The organism is Pseudomonas sp. GM33 (assembly GCF_000282295.1).
Taxonomy (GTDB): Bacteria; Pseudomonadota; Gammaproteobacteria; order Pseudomonadales; family Pseudomonadaceae; genus Aquipseudomonas; species Aquipseudomonas laurylsulfatiphila.
In genome coordinates, this window is the sequence record NZ_AKJO01000003.1 from 60,343 (window position 1) to 78,816 (window position 18,474).

Annotated in this window: 18 protein-coding genes and 1 pseudogene; 6 read left to right on the forward strand and 13 right to left on the reverse strand. The window is 59.5% G+C overall.

Annotated elements, in window-relative coordinates; genetic code table 11:
- Window positions 1-32 precede the first annotated feature (32 nt).
- The 3 genes from PMI26_RS28940 to PMI26_RS28930 form a co-directional block, all read right to left on the reverse strand.
- Window positions 33-1,559 (reverse strand): SulP family inorganic anion transporter, encoded by a 1,527-nt coding sequence (locus tag PMI26_RS28940; protein ID WP_007969823.1) that lies wholly within the window; start codon window positions 1,557-1,559, stop codon window positions 33-35.
- A gap of 90 nt (window positions 1,560-1,649) precedes the next feature.
- Window positions 1,650-2,381 carry a carbonic anhydrase gene (locus PMI26_RS28935; RefSeq protein ID WP_007969824.1) on the reverse strand — a complete coding sequence of 244 codons (732 nt, stop codon included), beginning with the start codon at window positions 2,379-2,381 and terminating at the stop codon, window positions 1,650-1,652.
- A gap of 244 nt (window positions 2,382-2,625) precedes the next feature.
- Window positions 2,626-3,684 (reverse strand): PA0069 family radical SAM protein, encoded by a 1,059-nt coding sequence (locus PMI26_RS28930; RefSeq protein ID WP_007969825.1) that lies wholly within the window; start codon window positions 3,682-3,684, stop codon window positions 2,626-2,628.
- A 224-nt stretch (window positions 3,685-3,908) separates the two neighbouring features.
- On the opposite strand from PMI26_RS28930, the gene PMI26_RS28925 reads away from it, so the two are divergent.
- The 3 genes from PMI26_RS28925 to PMI26_RS28915 all read left to right on the forward strand — a co-directional run bounded on the left by PMI26_RS28925 (window position 3,909) and on the right by PMI26_RS28915 (window position 5,601).
- On the forward strand, window positions 3,909-4,211 hold the full coding sequence (locus PMI26_RS28925; RefSeq protein ID WP_007969827.1) for a hypothetical protein: 303 nt from the start codon (window positions 3,909-3,911) through the stop codon (window positions 4,209-4,211).
- An 87-nt stretch (window positions 4,212-4,298) separates the two neighbouring features.
- Window positions 4,299-4,847 carry a hypothetical protein gene (locus PMI26_RS28920; RefSeq protein WP_007969829.1) on the forward strand — a complete coding sequence of 183 codons (549 nt, stop codon included), beginning with the start codon at window positions 4,299-4,301 and terminating at the stop codon, window positions 4,845-4,847.
- Between the two features lie 109 nt (window positions 4,848-4,956).
- Window positions 4,957-5,601 carry a dual specificity protein phosphatase family protein gene (locus PMI26_RS28915; protein ID WP_033047293.1) on the forward strand — a complete coding sequence of 215 codons (645 nt, stop codon included), beginning with the start codon at window positions 4,957-4,959 and terminating at the stop codon, window positions 5,599-5,601.
- Between the two features lie 41 nt (window positions 5,602-5,642).
- Here the strand turns inward: PMI26_RS28915 and PMI26_RS28910 are convergent, their stop codons facing one another.
- Window positions 5,643-5,930 (reverse strand): YheV family putative zinc ribbon protein, encoded by a 288-nt coding sequence (locus PMI26_RS28910; protein ID WP_007969831.1) that lies wholly within the window; start codon window positions 5,928-5,930, stop codon window positions 5,643-5,645.
- Window positions 5,927-7,978 (reverse strand): oligopeptidase A, encoded by a 2,052-nt coding sequence (gene prlC / locus PMI26_RS28905; RefSeq protein WP_007969832.1) that lies wholly within the window; start codon window positions 7,976-7,978, stop codon window positions 5,927-5,929. The genes PMI26_RS28910 and prlC overlap by 4 nt, the downstream gene beginning before the upstream one ends.
- An 88-nt stretch (window positions 7,979-8,066) precedes the next feature.
- Here prlC and PMI26_RS28900 point away from each other — a divergent pair, with 88 nt between their 5' ends.
- The 3 genes and pseudogenes from PMI26_RS28900 to PMI26_RS31750 form a co-directional block, all read left to right on the forward strand.
- Window positions 8,067-8,612, forward strand: coding sequence for a gamma carbonic anhydrase family protein (locus tag PMI26_RS28900; RefSeq protein WP_007969833.1), 546 nt, complete (start codon window positions 8,067-8,069; stop codon window positions 8,610-8,612).
- A 26-nt stretch (window positions 8,613-8,638) separates the two neighbouring features.
- A complete protein-coding gene (locus PMI26_RS28895) occupies window positions 8,639-9,286 on the forward strand; it encodes an HAD family hydrolase (RefSeq protein ID WP_007969834.1) in 648 nt (215 codons plus the stop codon).
- Window positions 9,287-9,321: 35 nt separating this feature from the next.
- Window positions 9,322-9,399: pseudogene (locus PMI26_RS31750) on the forward strand (outer membrane lipoprotein carrier protein LolA); the annotation flags it as partial.
- 18 nt (window positions 9,400-9,417) lie between these two features.
- Here the strand turns inward: PMI26_RS31750 and PMI26_RS28890 are convergent.
- From PMI26_RS28890 to PMI26_RS28855, 8 genes are all read right to left on the reverse strand, one after another.
- Window positions 9,418-10,044 (reverse strand): ABC-type transport auxiliary lipoprotein family protein, encoded by a 627-nt coding sequence (locus PMI26_RS28890; protein ID WP_007969836.1) that lies wholly within the window; start codon window positions 10,042-10,044, stop codon window positions 9,418-9,420.
- Window positions 10,041-10,979 (reverse strand): MlaD family protein, encoded by a 939-nt coding sequence (locus PMI26_RS28885; RefSeq protein ID WP_007969837.1) that lies wholly within the window; start codon window positions 10,977-10,979, stop codon window positions 10,041-10,043. The genes PMI26_RS28890 and PMI26_RS28885 overlap by 4 nt, the downstream gene beginning before the upstream one ends.
- Before the next feature lies 1 nt (window position 10,980).
- Window positions 10,981-11,784: an ABC transporter ATP-binding protein gene (locus PMI26_RS28880; protein ID WP_007969839.1), complete on the reverse strand. Its 804-nt coding sequence runs from the start codon at window positions 11,782-11,784 to the stop codon at window positions 10,981-10,983.
- On the reverse strand, window positions 11,781-12,929 hold the full coding sequence (locus PMI26_RS28875) for an ABC transporter permease (RefSeq protein WP_007969840.1): 1,149 nt from the start codon (window positions 12,927-12,929) through the stop codon (window positions 11,781-11,783). The genes PMI26_RS28880 and PMI26_RS28875 overlap by 4 nt, the downstream gene beginning before the upstream one ends.
- A gap of 54 nt (window positions 12,930-12,983) precedes the next feature.
- Complete coding sequence (locus PMI26_RS28870; protein ID WP_007969841.1) at window positions 12,984-14,012, reverse strand: DUF5924 family protein; 1,029 nt, start codon at window positions 14,010-14,012, stop codon at window positions 12,984-12,986.
- A 245-nt stretch (window positions 14,013-14,257) separates the two neighbouring features.
- Window positions 14,258-15,634: a M16 family metallopeptidase gene (locus PMI26_RS28865; protein ID WP_007969842.1), complete on the reverse strand. Its 1,377-nt coding sequence runs from the start codon at window positions 15,632-15,634 to the stop codon at window positions 14,258-14,260.
- A gap of 56 nt (window positions 15,635-15,690) precedes the next feature.
- The gene (locus tag PMI26_RS28860; protein ID WP_007969843.1) at window positions 15,691-17,349 is read right to left on the reverse strand and encodes a Na/Pi cotransporter family protein; all 1,659 of its coding nucleotides are present in this window, start codon (window positions 17,347-17,349) and stop codon (window positions 15,691-15,693) included.
- 287 nt (window positions 17,350-17,636) lie between these two features.
- On the reverse strand, window positions 17,637-18,404 hold the full coding sequence (locus PMI26_RS28855; protein WP_007969844.1) for a TerC family protein: 768 nt from the start codon (window positions 18,402-18,404) through the stop codon (window positions 17,637-17,639).
- Between the last annotated feature and the right edge of the window lie 70 nt (window positions 18,405-18,474).

The following is an 18,474-nucleotide window of genomic DNA, read 5'->3' on the forward strand; positions in this document are numbered from 1 at the left end:
TTCGCGAGCAAGCCCGCTCCCACACAGGTACCTCAGCCAGTCGCACCGACGCCGGTATTCGTCCGCACCCGCCCCTCAAGCCGACGCTTCAACCCGCGCGATTCAATCAACAGCTTCGAACCCTTGCCCGCATTGGCTCGTCCCCATTCCTCCAGCAACTCCAGGCACGAGTGATCGATGTAGCTCAGGTTATTGAGCGGCACATGCACCGTCGTACCCACCGGAATGCTGCCCAGCACCTGAGTCAGCGCCGGTACTTTGAGGAAGGTCGCCGCGCCCGTCAGGCGCAACTCCATTTCCCCTTCCCGGGGCAGGTCGATCAAACTGATCTTCAAGCGCGAAGCTTTCAGCGCCAGTTTCACCAGGGTCAGGCCAAAGCCAATCAACACGCCCGTCAGCAGGTCGGTAAAAATGATGGCCAACGCGGTTGCCGCGTAAGTGAACATCGGCGCCCGACCATACCGGCCCAAACCCCGAAAGACCTTGAGATCCACCAGTTTGAAGCCGGTGTACACCAGCACACCCGCCAGGCTTGCCACCGGGATGCTTTGCAGGACGCTGGACAGCAACAGCACGAACGCCAGCAGCCACAGGCCGTGGAATATGGTCGAAAACCGCGTGGTTGCTCCGGCCTGAACATTCGCCGAACTGCGCACGATAACCCCGGTCATCGGCAATGCCCCAAGCAGGCCACACAGCATGTTGCCGATACCTTGCGCCGACAATTCCCGGTCAAAGTCCGAGCGCTGGCCGCTGTGCATGCGATCAACTGCCGCGGCTGAGAGCAAGGTTTCGGCGCTGGCGATAAAGGCCACGGCAAACGCCGCGATCAGCAATGTCGGATCGGCCAGGTTGAGCAGGTCCACCGGCTTCAGCCAGTCGATGGCCTCCGTCAGGTTGGCCGGTACCTCAACCCGCTTGACCTGCAACGCCAGCACCAGGCTGGCAAGCGTGGCCAGACCGACACCCAGTAGCGCACCGGGAATGAAGCGCAGGGATTGCGGACGGAATTTTTCCCACAGCCACATGACAGCAATCGTCGACAGCCCGAGCAAACCGGCTTGCCAGCCAAACGTGGGCAATGCCTGAGCCAGCGCCGCCGGGAAGGCTGCCAGGTTATCGAGGCCCGAAGGTTTGGGCACGGCATCCAGCATGACATGCACTTGGGACAGGACGATCAGCACACCAATCCCGGCCAGCATACCGTACACCACCGCAGGCGCCGTCACCCGAAACCAGCATCCCAGCTTCAATCGACCCGCCACCAGTTGCAGCAAACCCGCCAGTAACAGGATGGGCCCAAGCATGGCGATACCGTGTTGACGGACCAATTCGAAGACCAGAACGGCCAGCCCCGCCGCGGGGCCACTGACTTGCAGCGGCGAGCCGGCCAACCAGCCGACCACCAGACCGCCGATGATGCCGGTGATCAAACCTTTGGCCGGTGGCAGCCCCGAGGCAATGGCGATGCCCATGCACAGGGGCAGGGCGACCAGAAACACGACCACCGAAGCCAACAGCTCCCGTGGCAGAACAGCTTTGAGTCGAGCAGCACGCATGATGAGTCTCCCGAAGTTTTCTTCAGGCATGGCAAAGCCAGGCTGCCTGAACGGCAGCCTCGGCTAAACCACACAACGATTTAGGAGGAGTTAGAAGCGCGCTTTGGGCGTCGCCACGGGAATTGGCAGGCTGCCATTGAGCGGCAGGAAACAGCCCTGATCGGCGTCGTACGCTTTGATTTCGCTGGTTTCGATGTTGTAAACCCAGCCGTGGATAAACAGCTGACCGTTGGCCATGCGCGAGGCAACCGACGGATGAGTACGCAGGTGCTGCAATTGGGCGATCACGTTCTCCTCGGTGAGGATGTGCATGCTTTCGCTTTCGTTAGAGCAGTTGCAGTTCTCCTGCACCATGGTCTTGGCCACTTCGGCATGACGCAGCCAGGCTTTGACCGTGGGCATTTTCTCCAGACTGTCCGGGTTGAGTACCGCGCGCATGGCGCCGCAGTCGGAATGCCCGCAGATGATGATGTGATGCACCCCCAGAGCCAGTACGGCGTACTCGATGGCCGTGGAAACACCACCGTTCATTTGCCCGTAAGGCGGCACAACGTTGCCGACGTTACGGGTCACGAACAGATCGCCCGGGGAGCTTTGTGTGATTAATTCAGGAACGATGCGCGAATCGGCGCAGGCGATGAACATCGCGCGTGGCCGCTGGGCCGTGGCGAGTTTCTTGAAGAGCTCTTCCTGCTGAGGAAAGATCTCGTGATGAAAATGCAAAAAACCGTCAACGATATGCTGCAACGCTGCATCGGCGGTTTCGGCCTCGGGTTGGGCTGAAGCCGACGCAGCCAACGGCTGTTTATCCTTGTCACTCATCAATTCATCCTCATTGGCGGGCTCAGGGAGTCATCCCGTGCGGTCCGGTGTGAAGCCAGTGGCTGGTTAAAAAACATCCAGGCCAAACATCTCGACCCATCAGTCACTCGATGAACAAGGTAGCGGCCGAATCTTAATTGAAACTGAATAAAACGCTCTAGAATGCGTGTTCCAGGTCACAAAAAAAGTGACCAGCCTAAAGCTCGAGCGCAATCTTCAGTACTCAACCATAGGTCAATTGTCCTCAAATCAACGACATTTGGCGACCGGGCGGACAAAAGGCATTGCAGTCCAGGTCAAAGCCTTCCCGGTGATTGAGCCCCAGGCGCTTGATGGTTTTGGCAAAGCGCTGTGCCAACAGGTCGGCGAAGGGACCTTCGCCGCGCATTCGAGCGCCAAAGCGGCTGTCATAGAGTTCACCACCACGGCTCTGGCGAATCAGGCTCAGCACATGCGTCGCCCGTTGCGGATAGTGGGCACCCAGCCATTCTTCGAACAGCGGCGCCACCTCCAGCGGCAAGCGCAGCATCATGTAGGCGGCACTCTGCGCCCCGGCCGCATGGGCCTCGGTTAGCAGACTTTCGAGTTCACTGTCATTGATCATCGGGATCATCGGTGAACACAGAACGCCGACCGGGATACCCGCCTCGCGCATCACCCGGATCGCCCGCAGCCGCGCCTTGGGCGCTGCGGCGCGGGGCTCGAGGATGCGCTTGAGCTCGTCGTCCAGTGTGGTCAGGCTGATCATGACCGCCACCAGTCTTTGGCTGGCGAGCTCGGTCAGCAGGTCCAGGTCGCGGAGAATCAGCGAGCCCTTGGTCACGATGGTCACCGGATGCCGATAGCGCAGCAGCACCTCAAGGGTCTTGCGGGTGATCTGGTATTCGCGCTCGATCGGCTGGTAAGGGTCAGTGTTGGAACCGAGGTTGATCGGCGCACATTGATAACCACGTTTGGACAGCTGCTCCTCAAGCACGTCCGTAGCGTTGGTTTTTGCGATCAGCCTGGTTTCAAAATCCAGCCCCGGCGACATATCCCAAAAGGCGTGGCTTGGCCTTGCGTAGCAATAAATGCAACCGTGCTCGCAACCGCGATAGGGGTTGATCGAGCGATCGAAGGGCAAGTCCGGCGACGTGTTGCGGGTGATGATGGTTTTCGCCGTTTCAATGCGCACCTCGGTGCCCTGGGTGAGCGGTACTTCCTGATACCAGCCGTCGTCTTCGGCCACCGAATGACTGGGGGCGAAACGGTTGTGCAGGTTGGTCGCAGTGCCGCGGCCCCGGGGAGGCAGAGAGCTAACCATCAGCGGACTCCTTTTAACTGTATATTAATACAGTAGCCGATTCACTACCTTTCGACCAGTACCGTTCAGCCCTTCATCTGACAACAGGACATCATGTGCTTAGTTTTTTACTAATAATCAGAAAACTGAGGAAACATATAGTCACTGGTTAGAATCAATACCCCTCCGTATATTCAGCCCGACACGCAACACCCTCAACAGAAATCAAATAAAAGGATTTATTAATGTCTTTCTTTAATCAGCGCGGTATTTTCCTTCAACTCATGCAACCAAGCCCTTCCGAACCCAACACCCGTGTTTCTTTGCAACTGGCTCGCAAAGAGTTGAGTTGGGATGCGGAAAATAAAATGCAAATTGAAGAACTGGTCGACTCAACTTACTACACTGCCAAATCCACCGATCTTGGCAACTCTTTCAGCATCGAGACCGTGGGCAAGGATGTCGATGGAGACGGGACCATCGGTGCCGATGACGAAGCCAAGTTAAAGGCGCTGGCAAAGGCTTATGCCAGTATCGTCAATCCCTGAGTCATGACTTTCCGATCACTGTAATAGCGCTATCGCCGAATGCATGCGGACTCGCGCATGCATTCCAGACAGCCAAGAGGATAAAAAATGTCCATGCTCATAAAAACAGGTGCTTTTTTACAACTAATAGAAACACCGAAAGATGCTCAGGTAATTATCAAGTTAATAAGGGCAGGCGAGCATCCGAACAAAACAATGGAGCAGTTCGCTGATGTTCTCGCAAATGCCCCCTCTGTGACACTCCATATAAAAGACGATGGCAAGACCTCAACGCTTGATTTTGACCCATGGTCCGATATTGATGTCATCCCAGACAATAGCATCGACGAAAAGGACATTGCCGCGCTTACACAACTTGCACTCGCTTTTTATCATCAACAAGTAATTACTCCAGAGGGCATAGCGTATCTTTATCGTCTTCCCGCTGAACCACCAAGACTTCGAGTAGATATTGAGGAATTTGACATTGATGTAGAGGACCATCAACTGTATAGCCTTGGTGTGTACGACACCCGATCTGCGGATTCTGGCTCACCTTTTGAAGGTAGTAAGCGCAACCCTGAAACTGGACAGATGTTTGACTATGGGTCCGCACTGAACGAGTTACTCAAAGCATTCACCAAACTGAAACTGTAACCTGAGCACGGACTTCACGATTCTTTGACGGTCCGCTCACAGGCCTTTGACCGTGCATGCCTGATCCTTGCCAGCATCTTCCCGTCCCTTTCAGAACGGTCGCTCAAGCATGCCTCTATCACGTTTTTTATCTGCAATATGCCTGTCGCTGATCACACTTGTTAACCTGACACCGGCACTTGCTGACGACAGCGCGATGCACCGTCCGGCAGACTGGGCTCAACCGATCGAGAAGCAATACAACCTCTTTCAAATGTCGCCAACCCTCTACCGCAGCGCCTTGCCGGACAAGGACGCGATGCCTTTGCTGGAGAAACTCAAGGTCGGTACGGTGATAAACTTCCTGCCTGAAACGGACTCCAGTTGGCTGTCCACGCCAGGCATCACGCAAGTACAACTGCCTTATCGCACCAACCATGTGGATGACGCCGATGTGCTCAAGGCCCTGCGCGCCATCCAGTCTGCCGAAGCCAAAGGCCCGGTGCTGATGCATTGCAAACACGGCTCTGACCGTACCGGACTGATGGCCGCCATGTATCGGGTTGTCATCCAGGGCTGGAGCAAGGAAGAGGCCCTGAACGAAATGACCCAGGGCGGCTTTGGTGACAGTACCCACTTCAAGGACGGCATCCGCTACATGATGCAGGCCGACGTCGAAAAACTGCGCACGGCCCTGGCCAATGGCGATTGCAGCACCAGCCCGTTTGCCGCGTGCTCGATGAAGAGCTGGTTCAAGTCCGCTCATATCGAATAAAAAAGCCCCCGTTGCATGGAGCAACGGGGGCTTTTTTACACTCAGTGCTGTTCGTCGGGCTTTTTCTTCAGCTTCGGATTCGGGAAGAACTGAACCGCCTGAACCTTGGTGTCCGGGGCTTTGGGTGCGGTGGTGTTGACCCGCGTACCTAACTCCTTGGGCACCGACAGCCCTTGCTCATTGAGTGTGTCGGAATAACCGCAGGCCACGCACTCCCGGTGCGGGACCTGGTCTTCGTTCCACATCATCAACTTGTCCGGCTCGCTGCATGCCGGGCAGACCGCCCCGGCGATAAAGCGTTTTTTCGTAATCACAGGTCCCTCACTCATGCTGCCGCGTCCTCACTCAGGCCGCTGTGGCGCAAGAGTGCGTCAATCGATGGCTCACGGCCACGGAAGTCGACGAACAGCACCATCGGCTCCTGGGAACCGCCACGGGCCAGGATCGCTTCGCGGAAGGCACGGCCGGTGTCGGCGTTGAGCACGCCTTCTTCTTCGAACTTCGAGAACGCATCGGCCGAGAGCACTTCCGCCCATTTGTAGCTGTAGTAACCCGCGGCATAACCGCCGGCGAAGATATGCGCAAAGCTGTTGGGGAAGCGGTTGTAGGCCGGCGGACGCATCACCGAGACCTCGTCGCGCACGCCTTCGAGCACTTGCAGCACGCTGCGGCCGTCGCCATGGGTCGCGTGCAGTTCGAAGTCGAACAGCGAGAACTCCAGTTGGCGGACCATCATCAGGCCGGACTGGAAGTTTTTCGCCGCGAGCATTTTCCCGAGCAAGTCCTGAGGCAGTGGCTCACCGGTTTCGTAATGACCGGAAATCAGCGCCAGGCCTTCCGGCTCCCAGCACCAGTTTTCCATGAACTGACTTGGCAGTTCGACGGCATCCCACGCCACACCGTTGATGCCGGACACGCCAGCATGCTCGACGCGGGTCAGCAGGTGATGCAGGCCGTGACCGAATTCATGGAACAGGGTGGTGACTTCATCGTGGGTCAGCAGCGCAGGTTTACCGCTGTCAGCCGGGGTGAAGTTGCACACCAGGTTCGCCACCGGGCTTTGCAGCACGCCGCCAGCCGTGCGGCGACGGTCGCGGGCGCCATCCATCCAGGCACCACCGCGCTTGTTGGCGCGAGCGTAGAGGTCGAAGAAGAAGCGGCCGACGTGCTGGCCGTTTTCCTTGATTTCGAACAGGCGCACATCCGGGTGCCAGGTGTCGAAGCCTTTGAGCTCGGCAATCTCGATGCCGTACAGGCGCTGGACGATGGCGAACAGGCCGCTGAGCACCTTGTCGATCGGGAAGTAGGCACGCAGGGCTTCCTGAGCCACGCTGTAACGTTGTTCACGGAGTTTTTCGCCGTAGAAACCGCTGTCCCAGCTTTGCAGGTCCGGGCAACCTTGCTCGGCCGCGTAGGCCTTGAGCTGTTCCAGATCCTGGGCGGCGAACGGCTTGCTGCGCTTGGCCAGGTCACGCAGGAAGCTCAGCACCTGATCGCTGGATTCGGCCATTTTGGTCGCCAGGCTCAGCTCGGAGAAACTGCTGAACCCCAACAGCTTTGCCAATTCCTGGCGCAGATCGAGGATTTCTTCCATGACCGGGCCGTTGTCGTTCTGGCCGGCATTCGGCCCCTGGTCCGACGCACGGGTGCAGTAAGCCGCGTAGACTTCTTCGCGCAGTGCGCGGTCCTGGGCATAGGTCATCACTGCGTAATAGCTCGGGAATTCCAGGGTGATCAGCCAGCCGTCCAGGTCCTTGGCCTGCGCCGCGGCAGCCATTTGCGCCTTGGCCGAATCGGTCAGGCCGGCGAGGGCGGCTTCATCGGTGACGTGCTTGGTCCACGCCTGAGTGGCATCGAGCAACTGGTTGGAGAAACGGCTGCCCAGTTCCGACAGCTTGCTCTGCACTTCGGCGTAACGTTTCTGCTCGGCTTCCGGCAGGTCGATACCCGACAGACGGAAGTCACGCAGGGAGTGTTCCAGGATAGTTTTCTGCGCCACGTCGAAACCGGCGGCTTCGGGACTGCTGGCCAGGGCTTCGAAGGCCTGGAACAGCTCGCGGTTCTGGCCCATTTCGGTGGAATAGGCGCTCAAGGCAGGCAGGCACGACTCGTAGGCTTCACGCAGTTCGGCGCTGTTGCACACGGCATTGAGGTGGCTGACCGGGCTCCAGGCGGCACCCAGGCGGTCGTTGAGTTCGTCCATCGCCAGCACCAGGCCGGCCCACGTTGGCTGCTTGGCCTGGGTCTTGAGGATCTCGACGATGGCGGCGCGGTTGTCAGCCAGGATCTGTTCAATGGCCGGTTGTACGTGTTCGGCGCGGATGGCGGAGAACGGCGGCAGGTCATAGGACTGCAAAAGAGGGTTGTTCACGCTCACGGTTGATACCTTGGCTGGAGAAACATGCAGCCATCTTAATTACAATCGACGTTCACCGCAGCTATCAGCAACAGAGAGAAACCCTATCGTGAACCTTCGCAAGTATCAGAACCACACGCCGCTGTTGGGTAAAGGCGCTTTTGTCGATGGCTCGGCGGTGGTGATCGGCGACGTCGAAATCGGCGAAGACAGCTCGGTCTGGCCGCTGACGGTGATCCGTGGCGACATGCACCGCATCCGCATCGGCGCGCGCACCAGCGTGCAGGATGGTTGTGTGTTGCACATCACCCACGCCGGCCCGTTCAACCCTGATGGCTTTCCGTTGCTGATCGGCGATGACGTGACCATCGCCCACAAGGTCATGCTGCATGGCTGTTCGGTGGGCAGCCGGGTGTTGATCGGCATGGGCAGCATCGTCATGGACGGCGCCGCGGTCGACGATGACGTGATCATCGGCGCCGGCAGCCTGGTGCCACCGGGCAAGCATCTGCAAAGCGGCTTCCTGTATGTGGGCAGCCCGGTGAAGCAGATCCGCCCGCTGACGGACAAGGAACGCGCCTTTTTCACCTACAGTGCGGCGAACTACGTGAAGCTCAAGGATCTGCATCTGGCCGAAGGCTACGACCAGCTTTGACCCGGCCCCCTTATTCAGGACTCAACATGCATTACCAAACCGTTTTGTTCGACCTCGATGGCACCCTGACCGACCCGCGCGAGGGCATCACCCGTTCGATCCAGTTCGCCCTGGGCAAACTGGGTATCGATGAGCCGGATCTGGGCAAACTCGAACACTTCATCGGCCCGCCACTGTTGCAGGCCTTCATGCAGTTCTACGACTTCGATGAAGCCAGGGCGTGGGAGGCGGTGAATTTCTACCGCGAGCGCTTCAAGGTCACCGGACTCTACGAGAACCGTGTGTTCGACGGCGTCACGCCGCTACTGGAGACCCTGAGCGGACAAGGCCGGCAGCTGTACATCGCGACCTCGAAACCCTGGGTGTTCGCCCGTGAAATCGCCCGGCATTTTGACTTTGCCAAACACTTCAAGGTGATTTACGGCAGCGAACTGGACGGCACCCGGACCAACAAGGTCGAGCTGATTGCTCACCTGATGGCCGAAGAAAACCTGGACCCGGCCAACACCCTGATGATCGGCGACCGCAAGCACGACCTCATCGGCGCGCGCAGTAACGGCCTGGATGCGGCAGCGGTGGGTTACGGGTTCGGCAGCCACGAAGAACTGAGCGCCGAAGGGCCGGCGTATCACTTTGAAACGCTGGCTGAGTTGCATCAGGCGTTTTTGCGCTGATACGACGTCTCCCTGTAGGAGCGAGCCTGCTCGCGATGGTCGTGAACGATAACGCTGGAAGCCTGACGCCCCGCGGCGCTCTCAGGTTTTTCGCGAGCAAGCTCGCTCCTACAAAGGAATTGCGCAGGCCTTCATGGCCGAGGTGGCGGTGCGAGTTTCTGTCCTTGCTCCACCGCCCAATCCACCACCTGCGTGGTCAACTGATCATTCGCCTGACCGAACCCGACCACCACCGCCGGGACCTGCACATCGCTCAACGGCTGGCGCACTTCGAAGCGGCGACTGGCGAGGATTCGCTGGTCGTAACTGCGCACCAGTAATGCATCCAGACGCACGACCACGCTGGCACTCGTACCCTGGTATTCAGTCTGGAAAGCCTGCAGGCTGCCGCCCAATTCAAGATCGGTCTGGAAAATGCTGTCATCGGTGCTCAACAACGGCACACGCCCGTCATGCTGGAAACCTTGCAACAGGCGATTGCGCACCAGCACCGGCGCCGGGTCGCTCCAGCGCGAGCCCTTGTAGTGGCTGATCACGTCGCCCTGAGGAATGACTGCAATGTTCGGACTGTTCAACGCTTCACTGGACTGGAACTTGGTCAGGCGCAGCGACCAGTGCTGCGGCGTGCCATGGCTGGCCGCCGTGCTGCTTTGGGCTGAGGGCAATCGATAGACCTCGAAAAGCTCTGGCTTGGGCAGTATCGAGCACGCGCCGATCAGCGTGAAGCCAGCGAGGAGGGCAATCCGAATCAGCTTCATGGCGTGAATTCCTTGGTCTTGTCACTGCCCAGTAGGTAACCGCTGGGGTCGGCCTCCAGACGTTTGGTAATGACGCGCAACGAGGACAGGGTTTCACGCATCTCGCGCACGGCCGGGCCCAGGCCATTGAGGCCTTGCATGCCGCTGTTGAGCGAATCCTGATTGGCGCTGATCAGTGTGTTGAGGGTGGCGCTGCTCTCCTGCAGCGACTTCATCGCCTGCTCGGCGCTGCCCAGCGCTTCCTTGCCATGCTCGTTGAGCAGCCCGTTGGCATTGCGCATCAGCGTCGTGGTCTGCTCCAGCATGTTGTTGGCCTGTTTGCCCACCGAAGCCAATTGCTGCATGGCCTGGCGGATATCGCCGCGCTGTTCGGCGATGGTTCCGGTGGTTTGCTCCAGATGCTCCAGGGTGTTGCTGATGCGCGCGATGTTTTCCGTGGAGAACATCAGGTTGGCGTTATGCATCAGCGTGCTCACCCCGGCCATCAGGTCTTCGCTGTCATTGAGCAGACGGGCGATGGGCGAGGGCGAGGCGACAATGGTCGGCAGGTGGCCGTCCTTGCCCTTGAGCGTCGGGCTCTGTGGCGTGCCGCCGCTGAGCTGGATGATCGAGGTCCCGGTAACACCGGTCAGGGCCAGTTTGGCCTGGGTGTCCTCCTTGACCGGGGTATCGCCAGCCAGGCGAATTCGCGCCAACACCCGGCGCGGGTCTTTCGGGTCCAGGCGCAGCGAGATCACATCGCCGACCTTGATCCCGCTGTACTGCACTGAACTGCCCTTGGACAAACCGCTGACCGCCTCGTTGAATACGACCTCGTAGTCCTTGAACTCGGTGTCGACACTGGACTTCGCCAGCCACAGACCGAACAACAGCGCGGCTGTCACCACAATCACGGTGAACAGGCCGATCAATACATGATGGGCTCGGGTTTCCATGTCAGACCTCGTTGAGCTGTTGGGCGGCCGTCAACGCCGCGCGGCCGCGAGGGCCATGGAAGTATTCGTGAATCCACGGATCGTTGGTTTCCGAGACCTTGTCGATGGCGTCCGCCACCAGCACCTTTTTCTGCGCCAGCACCGCCACCCGGTCGGTGATGGTGTAGAGCGTGTCGAGATCGTGGGTCACCAGAAAGACACTCAGGCCCAAGGCATCGCGCAGGGTCAGGATCAATTGGTCGAACGCGGCAGCGCCGATCGGGTCGAGACCGGCGGTGGGTTCGTCGAGAAACAGGATGTCCGGGTCCAGCGCCAATGCCCTGGCCAGCGCGGCACGCTTGATCATGCCGCCGGACAGCGACGCGGGGTACTTCTCCGCCGCCGACAGCGGCAACCCGGCCAAGGCCATTTTCACCGCTGCCAGATGCTCGGCGTCACTGCGGCTCAAGCCGGCGTGCTCGATCAGCGGCAGGGCAACATTCTCGGTCACGGTCAGCGAAGAGAACAGCGCGCCTTTCTGGAACAGCACACCGAATCGCCGCTCCACCAGCGAGCGCTCGTGCTCGGACAAGCTTGGCAGGTTCTTGCCGAAGACTTTCACCACCCCTTCGCTGGGCTGACGCAACCCGACAATGCTGCGCAGCAGCACCGATTTGCCGCTGCCGGAACCGCCGACCACAGCGAGGATCTCGCCCTTGTACAAGTCCAGGTCGAGGTTCTCGTGCACGCTCTGGCTTCCAAAGCGGTTGCACAGTCCACGGACTTCAATCACCGCCTCGGAGGGCGCTCTGGGGATACGACTCACCAACCCATCTCCATGAAAAACATCGCGGCGACCGCATCCATCACGATCACCACGAAAATCGACTGCACCACACTCGACGTGGTGTGCGCGCCCACAGACTCGGCGCTGCCGCTGACCTTGAAGCCTTCGAGGCAACCGATGGCAGCGATGAGGAAGGCGAACACGGGCGCTTTGACGATCCCCACCAGAAAGTGCTGTACGCCGATGTCCGTTTGCAGCAGCGACAGGAACATCGCCGGCGAGATATCCAGCGCCACCGCGCAGACCACAGCACCCCCGATAATCCCCGACAGCATCGCCAGAAAGGTCAGCATCGGCAAGGCGATCAGCAACGCCAGGACCCGCGGCACCACCAGCAACTCCACGGGGTCGAGGCCCAGGGTGCGGATGGCATCGATTTCCTCGTTGGCCTTCATCGAACCGATTTGCGCCGTGAACGCACTGGCGGTGCGCCCGGCCATCAGGATCGCGGTCAGCAACACACCGAATTCGCGCAGGAAGGCAAATCCCACCAGGTCCACGGTGAAGACCGTGGCGCCGAAGGTGGCCAGCACTGTCGACCCGAGGAACGCCACGACGGCGCCCACCAGAAAAGTCAGCAACGCAACGATGGGCGCGGCGTCGAGACCGGTCTGTTCGATGTGGGCGATCATCGGCGTGACGCGCCAGCGCTTGGGACGGAACAGGCCGCGGACGATGGTTTCGATGATCAGGCCAACGAAACCCAGCAGTTGCAGGGTGTCCTGCCAGACGGCGTCCACCGCCCGACCAATGCGGGTCAGCAACTGAATGGAAACGCTGATTTCCGGTTCCTTGATCGGTACGCAGAAATCGGTCAACGAACAGTAGACGGTTTGCAGCAACGCACGATCGGCGGCGGAGAGTGTGCAATCAGGATGTTCGGCGGAGCGACCGAGGCGCTCGGAGCCGAGCAGTTCGACCAACAGCGAGGCGCCAGCGGTGTCGAGGGCGCCGAGACCATTGAGGTCGATAGGGGTGTTGGCGTCGTACTGGCCGTGGAGTTTTTCGCTCACCAGCTTGAGGTCAGCGTAGTGGGCAAGCGTCCAATCGCCCGTCACCCGCAACCGTGCAGGGGTGAACGACGTGTCCAATCGGGCGTTGCCGGCCATCGTGCTGCTGATCATAAGCTCCGTGCTTGTTCAGTGATTAGGCAGCTCTACGTAATAGCACGAACCGTACTACTTTTCTTTGATCGCTGTGCTGTCCGTGACCTTGAAACGCAGCACACCGATGACCTGGCCATCTTCGGTCAACACCCGGACCTGCCATTTGCCGGCCGGGTTGCCCGGGAAATTCTGCTTGTGGGTCCAGGCCCGGTAACCTTCCTTGCGCCCGCCACGAATATCCAGAGGGATGCGGTCGACCTCTTTGCCGTTGAACTGCCAGACGTGATAAATCCGCTCGTCCAGGCCACGCGGGGCATTGATCGCGGTGTAGGCGTAAAGCCCGCCATTGCGGATCTGCTCGGCGCTGACTTCGTCGAGGCTGGCACCAGGCGTGCGGTCCTGCATTTGCGTACTGATGGCCACGTCGGTCATCCACAGCGTCGCCGGTGGTACCCACGAGCGCAGCTCCCACCCGACGGCGCCAATGCCCAGGGTGATACTCAAAATCGCCAGCGCACTGCGCAGGGTACGAATCGGGAAGATCGACGCCAGGCTCGGGAACGACAGCAGCACCGAGATACCCAGCGCCCATTTGAAACTTTGCGCGGTGGTCAGGTGCATGATCACCGGCAACGCGGTAAGCAGCGCGGCGAACAGGGTCAGGGTGTGCAGGGCCAGAAACGCCCAGCGCCGTGGCGCCAGCCACTTGTAGTACAACGGGTCGATGATCGAAATCAGTGCCGCGACGCCCAGCAGCCCGGTGAAAAACAACTGCCCGCTGTTCCACGTCGTGGTGATGAAGAAGAACGGCAGGACAAAGAACAGGCTTTCCTGATGGATCATCTGCGTTGCGTAACGCAGCAAGGGTTCCGGAATTTCACGCTTGAAAATGCGCGTGAACAACTTGGTCAGGCTGTTCTCCAGCATCAGCCAGATCCAGCTGATCAGCATGATGGTGGTGATCCAGCTCGCCAGGCCTTGCTGGCGATCGACCAGGATGAAGCTGCCGACCCCGGAGATGAAACCGGCGAGCGCAATGACCCCGGGGTAGCGCTTCATCAATTCGAGGATGCGCTGTACGAAACGGGTCAGGTTTTGCATTCGGCGGGTTCACAGTGGTTGTAGGAAAAAACCTCGACAGGGTACCGCTGGTGCGGCGCTGTGGCGAGGGTTCACGGTCAGTTACACCACGCAACCTGTGGGAGCGAGCTTGCTCGCGATGGCGACGGATCAGTCAACTTTGATGTTGAATGACATGGCCTCATCGTCGGAACGCCGCCCGGAGCAAGCTCGCTCCCACAGGGGATTGTGTTTCCCACAAGGAGTTTTCTTGCCAAACAGAATAGTTACTTCCTGCGATGCAAACGCCAGCCCACCAGCATCAACGCGATCAAGCCCGCCCCACCAACCACCAACCACATCAACTGGTCATAACTGAACAACGGCTTCTCGATCCGCAAATACCCCGGCTGCAACAGCAGTTCACGCACCGCCTTGTTCGCCTCTTCCAGCGTCACCCCCTGCAGCTCCCTGGCCAGATTGGTGAAGCGACCGTCCTCGTAGTCGCCGATGGCGCTCCAGTAGTAGTCGGCCAACGCACTGTTGCCTTGTACGGCCCAGGTCTGGCGGGCGATCGCGGCCTGTTTCAGGCGGTTGAACGTGTCGGCATTGAGGCCGTCCCTGAGCAGTTCGGCCTTCAAGTCATCGAGCACTTGCTCGGCCTCTGGCACGTCGTCGCGTTCAAGGTCGGCATTGAGGCTCATGAAACCCACGCCGCCGAACACTTCGCGTTCCGCCCACGGGCCATAGGACAAACCATGAGCCAGGCGCAGTTGGCGATAGAGCGCCCAATCCAGATAGTCCTTGAGTAAATCGAAGGTTTGGTCGTGACCGTCTTCCAGCACCGGCTCCGGCACCAGCCAGTGCAACTTGGCGCCGTTGCCGACCAGACCGTGGGGCAAGGTGCGCTCATGGGCGGCGCTGGCCCGGATTTGCGGCAGCGGCGGATGCTCGCCGGGGGTGATCGCTTCCAGCGCGCCATACGCCCGCTCCAGATAGGCTGGCAGCAACTTGTCGAGGTCGCCGACCACGATCAGGGTCATGTTGTTCGGCGCATACCAGTCCTTGCGCACCTGCTCCAGTTGCTCACGGGTCAAGTCATCGACTTGCGCACGCTCCTGGCATTTTAGGCCCAGCTCGACGGCCAGCTGGTTGCTGGCCGTGTGGCCGAGGTCCTGGCGATCGAGCCAGCGTTGCAGGTGCGAGTAGTGACCGCCATCTTCACGCTCGACCACTTGCTTGGCCGCGTTGATGGCGCTGTCGTCGAAGCGGGTCTGGGTCAACAGCGCCAGCAACAGGTCGAGTACCTTGCGCTGGTTTTTCGCCGGGGCCTCGATGACGAAAGTCGTATCGGCATTGCTGGTGAAGGCATTCCACTCTCCGCCCAAGGCCTGCATGCGCTCCTCCAGGCCACCTTCGCCACTGGCGTCGATGCCGCTGAACAGTAAGTGTTCCAGCAGATGTGGCAGTTCCTTTTCTTCGCAGCCGAAATCGTCCAGGCCAACGCCGACCACCAGCCGGATTGCCACATGCCCGCGATCAGTGCCGGGTTTGAGCAGCAACTGCAAGCCGTTGGGCAGCGTGTAGCCCTCGACCTGAAAGCGATCCAGGGCGAATGACGGGAGAGAACCAAGCAGCAGGCAGGCGAACAACAGACAACGCATAACAAGTTTCCATACGACCAGCGTAAGTTCAACAGACTTCAGGCGACTGTGGACGTTCAGGGTGAATGAGTGATGTCGCTCAAATCGTCGACCACCAGCGCACCAGTGTCCGATGTTTCCAGCACCACATAGGCACTGCTGCAAAACAGCGAGTTCAGACGCTTCATGTCGGCGATCAACTCCAGGTGCAACGAGCTGGTTTCGATACTTTGCACGATTTTACGTTGCAAACGGCTGACATGAGCGTGGGCCAGGCGCCGTTCCTGTGCGCGGAAACGACGTTTTTCACGCACCAGTTGGCGCGCACTTTCCGGATCACCGCTGAGAAACACCGACATCCCGAGCCGCAGGCTGGAAATCAACTGAGTATGCAGTCCGGTCAGTTCGTCCAGCCCGACTTCGGAAAACGACCGGCGCTGCGATGTTTTCTGCTGCTGAATCTTGCGCAGCATGCGTTCGATCAAGTCGCTGGAGAGCTTCAGGTTAATCGCCAGCTCAATGATTTCCGCCCAGCGCCGGCTGTCCTGATCGCTGAGGTCTTCCCGGGGCATTTGCGCCAGGTACAACTTGATCGCGCTGTAGAGCGCTTCGACATCGTCGCACAGGCGGCGGACTTCCTGGGTGACGGCGGTTTGCTTGCCACGCAACACGTCGAGCATGGCTTCGAGCATGTTGTCGATCAGGTCGCCCATGCGCAAGGTTTCCCGGGCCGCGTTGGCCAGCGCCAGACCCGGTGTGACCAAGGCCGTGGGGTCAAGATGCCGGGGCTTGGCCGTGCCGTTGGCTTGCGGGCGCTCCGGCAGCACCCAGGCACAAAACCTGGCCATCGGCTCGAGACTGGGCAGCAGGATCAGGCAACGCACGGTGTTGTAGAGCAGGTGAAAGCCAATGACCATTTCCTGAGGGCTGAAATCCAGGCCATCGAGCCAGTGCACCAGCGGGTCGAGCACCGGAATGATCAATAAAAGACCAATCATTTTGTAAAGCAGGCTGCCCAGCGCCACTTGGCGTCCGGCGGCGTTCTGCATGCTGGTACTGAGGAAGGCGAGTACGCCGCTGCCGATATTGGCACCGATCACCAGTCCGATGGCCACCGGCAGGCTGATCACGTTGGCACCCGCCAGGGTCGCGGTCAGCAGGACGGCGGCCAGGCTGGAATAGGAAATCATCGCGAACAACGCCCCGACCAGGGCATCAAGCAGGATGTCGCCGGTGAGCGAGGCGAAAATCACCTTCACTCCTTTGGCGTGGGTAATCGGATGCGCCGCCTCGACAATCAGTTGCAACGCCAGAATGATCAACCCCAAGCCAATGGCGACACGGCCCAACTGCCCGAGCCGGGTCTGTTTGCGCGACAGAAAGAAAATCACCCCGACAAAAATCAGCAATGGCGACAGCCATGACAGATCGAACGTCAGCACCCGCGCCATCAGCGCCGTACCGACGTCCGCGCCAAGCATGGTGGCCAGCGCCGGGGTCAGCGCCATCAGGCCCTGGCCGACAAAGGAGGTGACGAGCATGGCAGTGGCGTTGCTGCTCTGGACCATCGCCGTCACAGCGATCCCGGAGGCGAAAGCCAGCCAGCGGTTGGCCATGTTATGGCTGATGACATGGCGCAAATTGGTGCCGTAGACCCGCAGGATGCCGGTTCGGACGATGTGCGTGCCCCAGATCAGCAGGGCCACGGCGGATAGCAAATTGAGCAGGGTGAGCATAATGACCCCCTGTGGTGTAGCGCCCCAAAGGAGCAAATTGACGGTACCGCGCGACGTTCTACGTTCTGTACTTAAGCTGTAGTTGGCTAACGGTCTGCGCGCCAGCATCGCACAGCCAAAGAAGGGATAGAAACAAAACTGTCATGAAATCCCGTTTAAGCAACCCGCAAAAAACAAAGTGGGAGCGGGCTTGCTCGCGAAGGCGTCGTGTCCGTCGACATTAATGTTGTCTGACACACCGCCTTCGCGAGCAAGCCCGCTCCCACAGGGTATTGCGTACTACCGGGTTACTGGCCCGGAATGTCCTTGCGCAGCTTTACCGGATCCTGCTGTTTCTTCTTTTTCGCGATGGCCGTACGCATCTTGATGTTGATCGCTTCCACCGCCAGCGAGAACGCCATGGCGAAGTAGACGTAGCCTTTTGGCACGTGCACGTCGAGGGATTCGGCAATCAGCACGGTACCGACGATCAGCAGGAACGACAGCGCCAGCATCTTCAGCGACGGGTGCTTGTCGATGAACTCGCTGATGGTGCCGGAAGCCCACATCATCACCAACACCGCCACGATGATCGCCGCGACCATGACCGGTACATGGGAGACCATGCCGACCGCGGTGATGACCGAGTCCAGCGAGAACACGATGTCGATGATCGCGATCTGGATGATGGTGTAGAGGAAGTTGCCGCCCTTGCCCGAAGGCTCTTCGTTGGTTTCGTCTTCACCTTCCAGCGCGTGGTACATCTCTTGCGAGCTCTTCCACAGCAGGAACAGACCACCGAAGAACAGGATCAGGTCACGTCCGGAGATGCCCTGGCCGAACACGACGAACAGGTCGGCGGTGAGGCGCATGACCCAGGTGATCGACAGCAGGAGCAGGATTCGCGTGATCATGGCCAGCGCCAGACCGAAAATCCGGGTGCGCGCCTGCATATGTTTGGGCATGCGGCTGACCAGGATCGAAATCATGATGATGTTATCGATGCCCAGAACGATTTCCAGGGCGGTCAGGGTAAAGAAGGCAACCCAGATTTCAGGGTTGGTCAGCCATTCCATGTGTATTCCTTTGAGCGATTGTTAAACCACAAAGGGCCCGGGCTTCAAACAGCGAAGCCTGGACCCGACG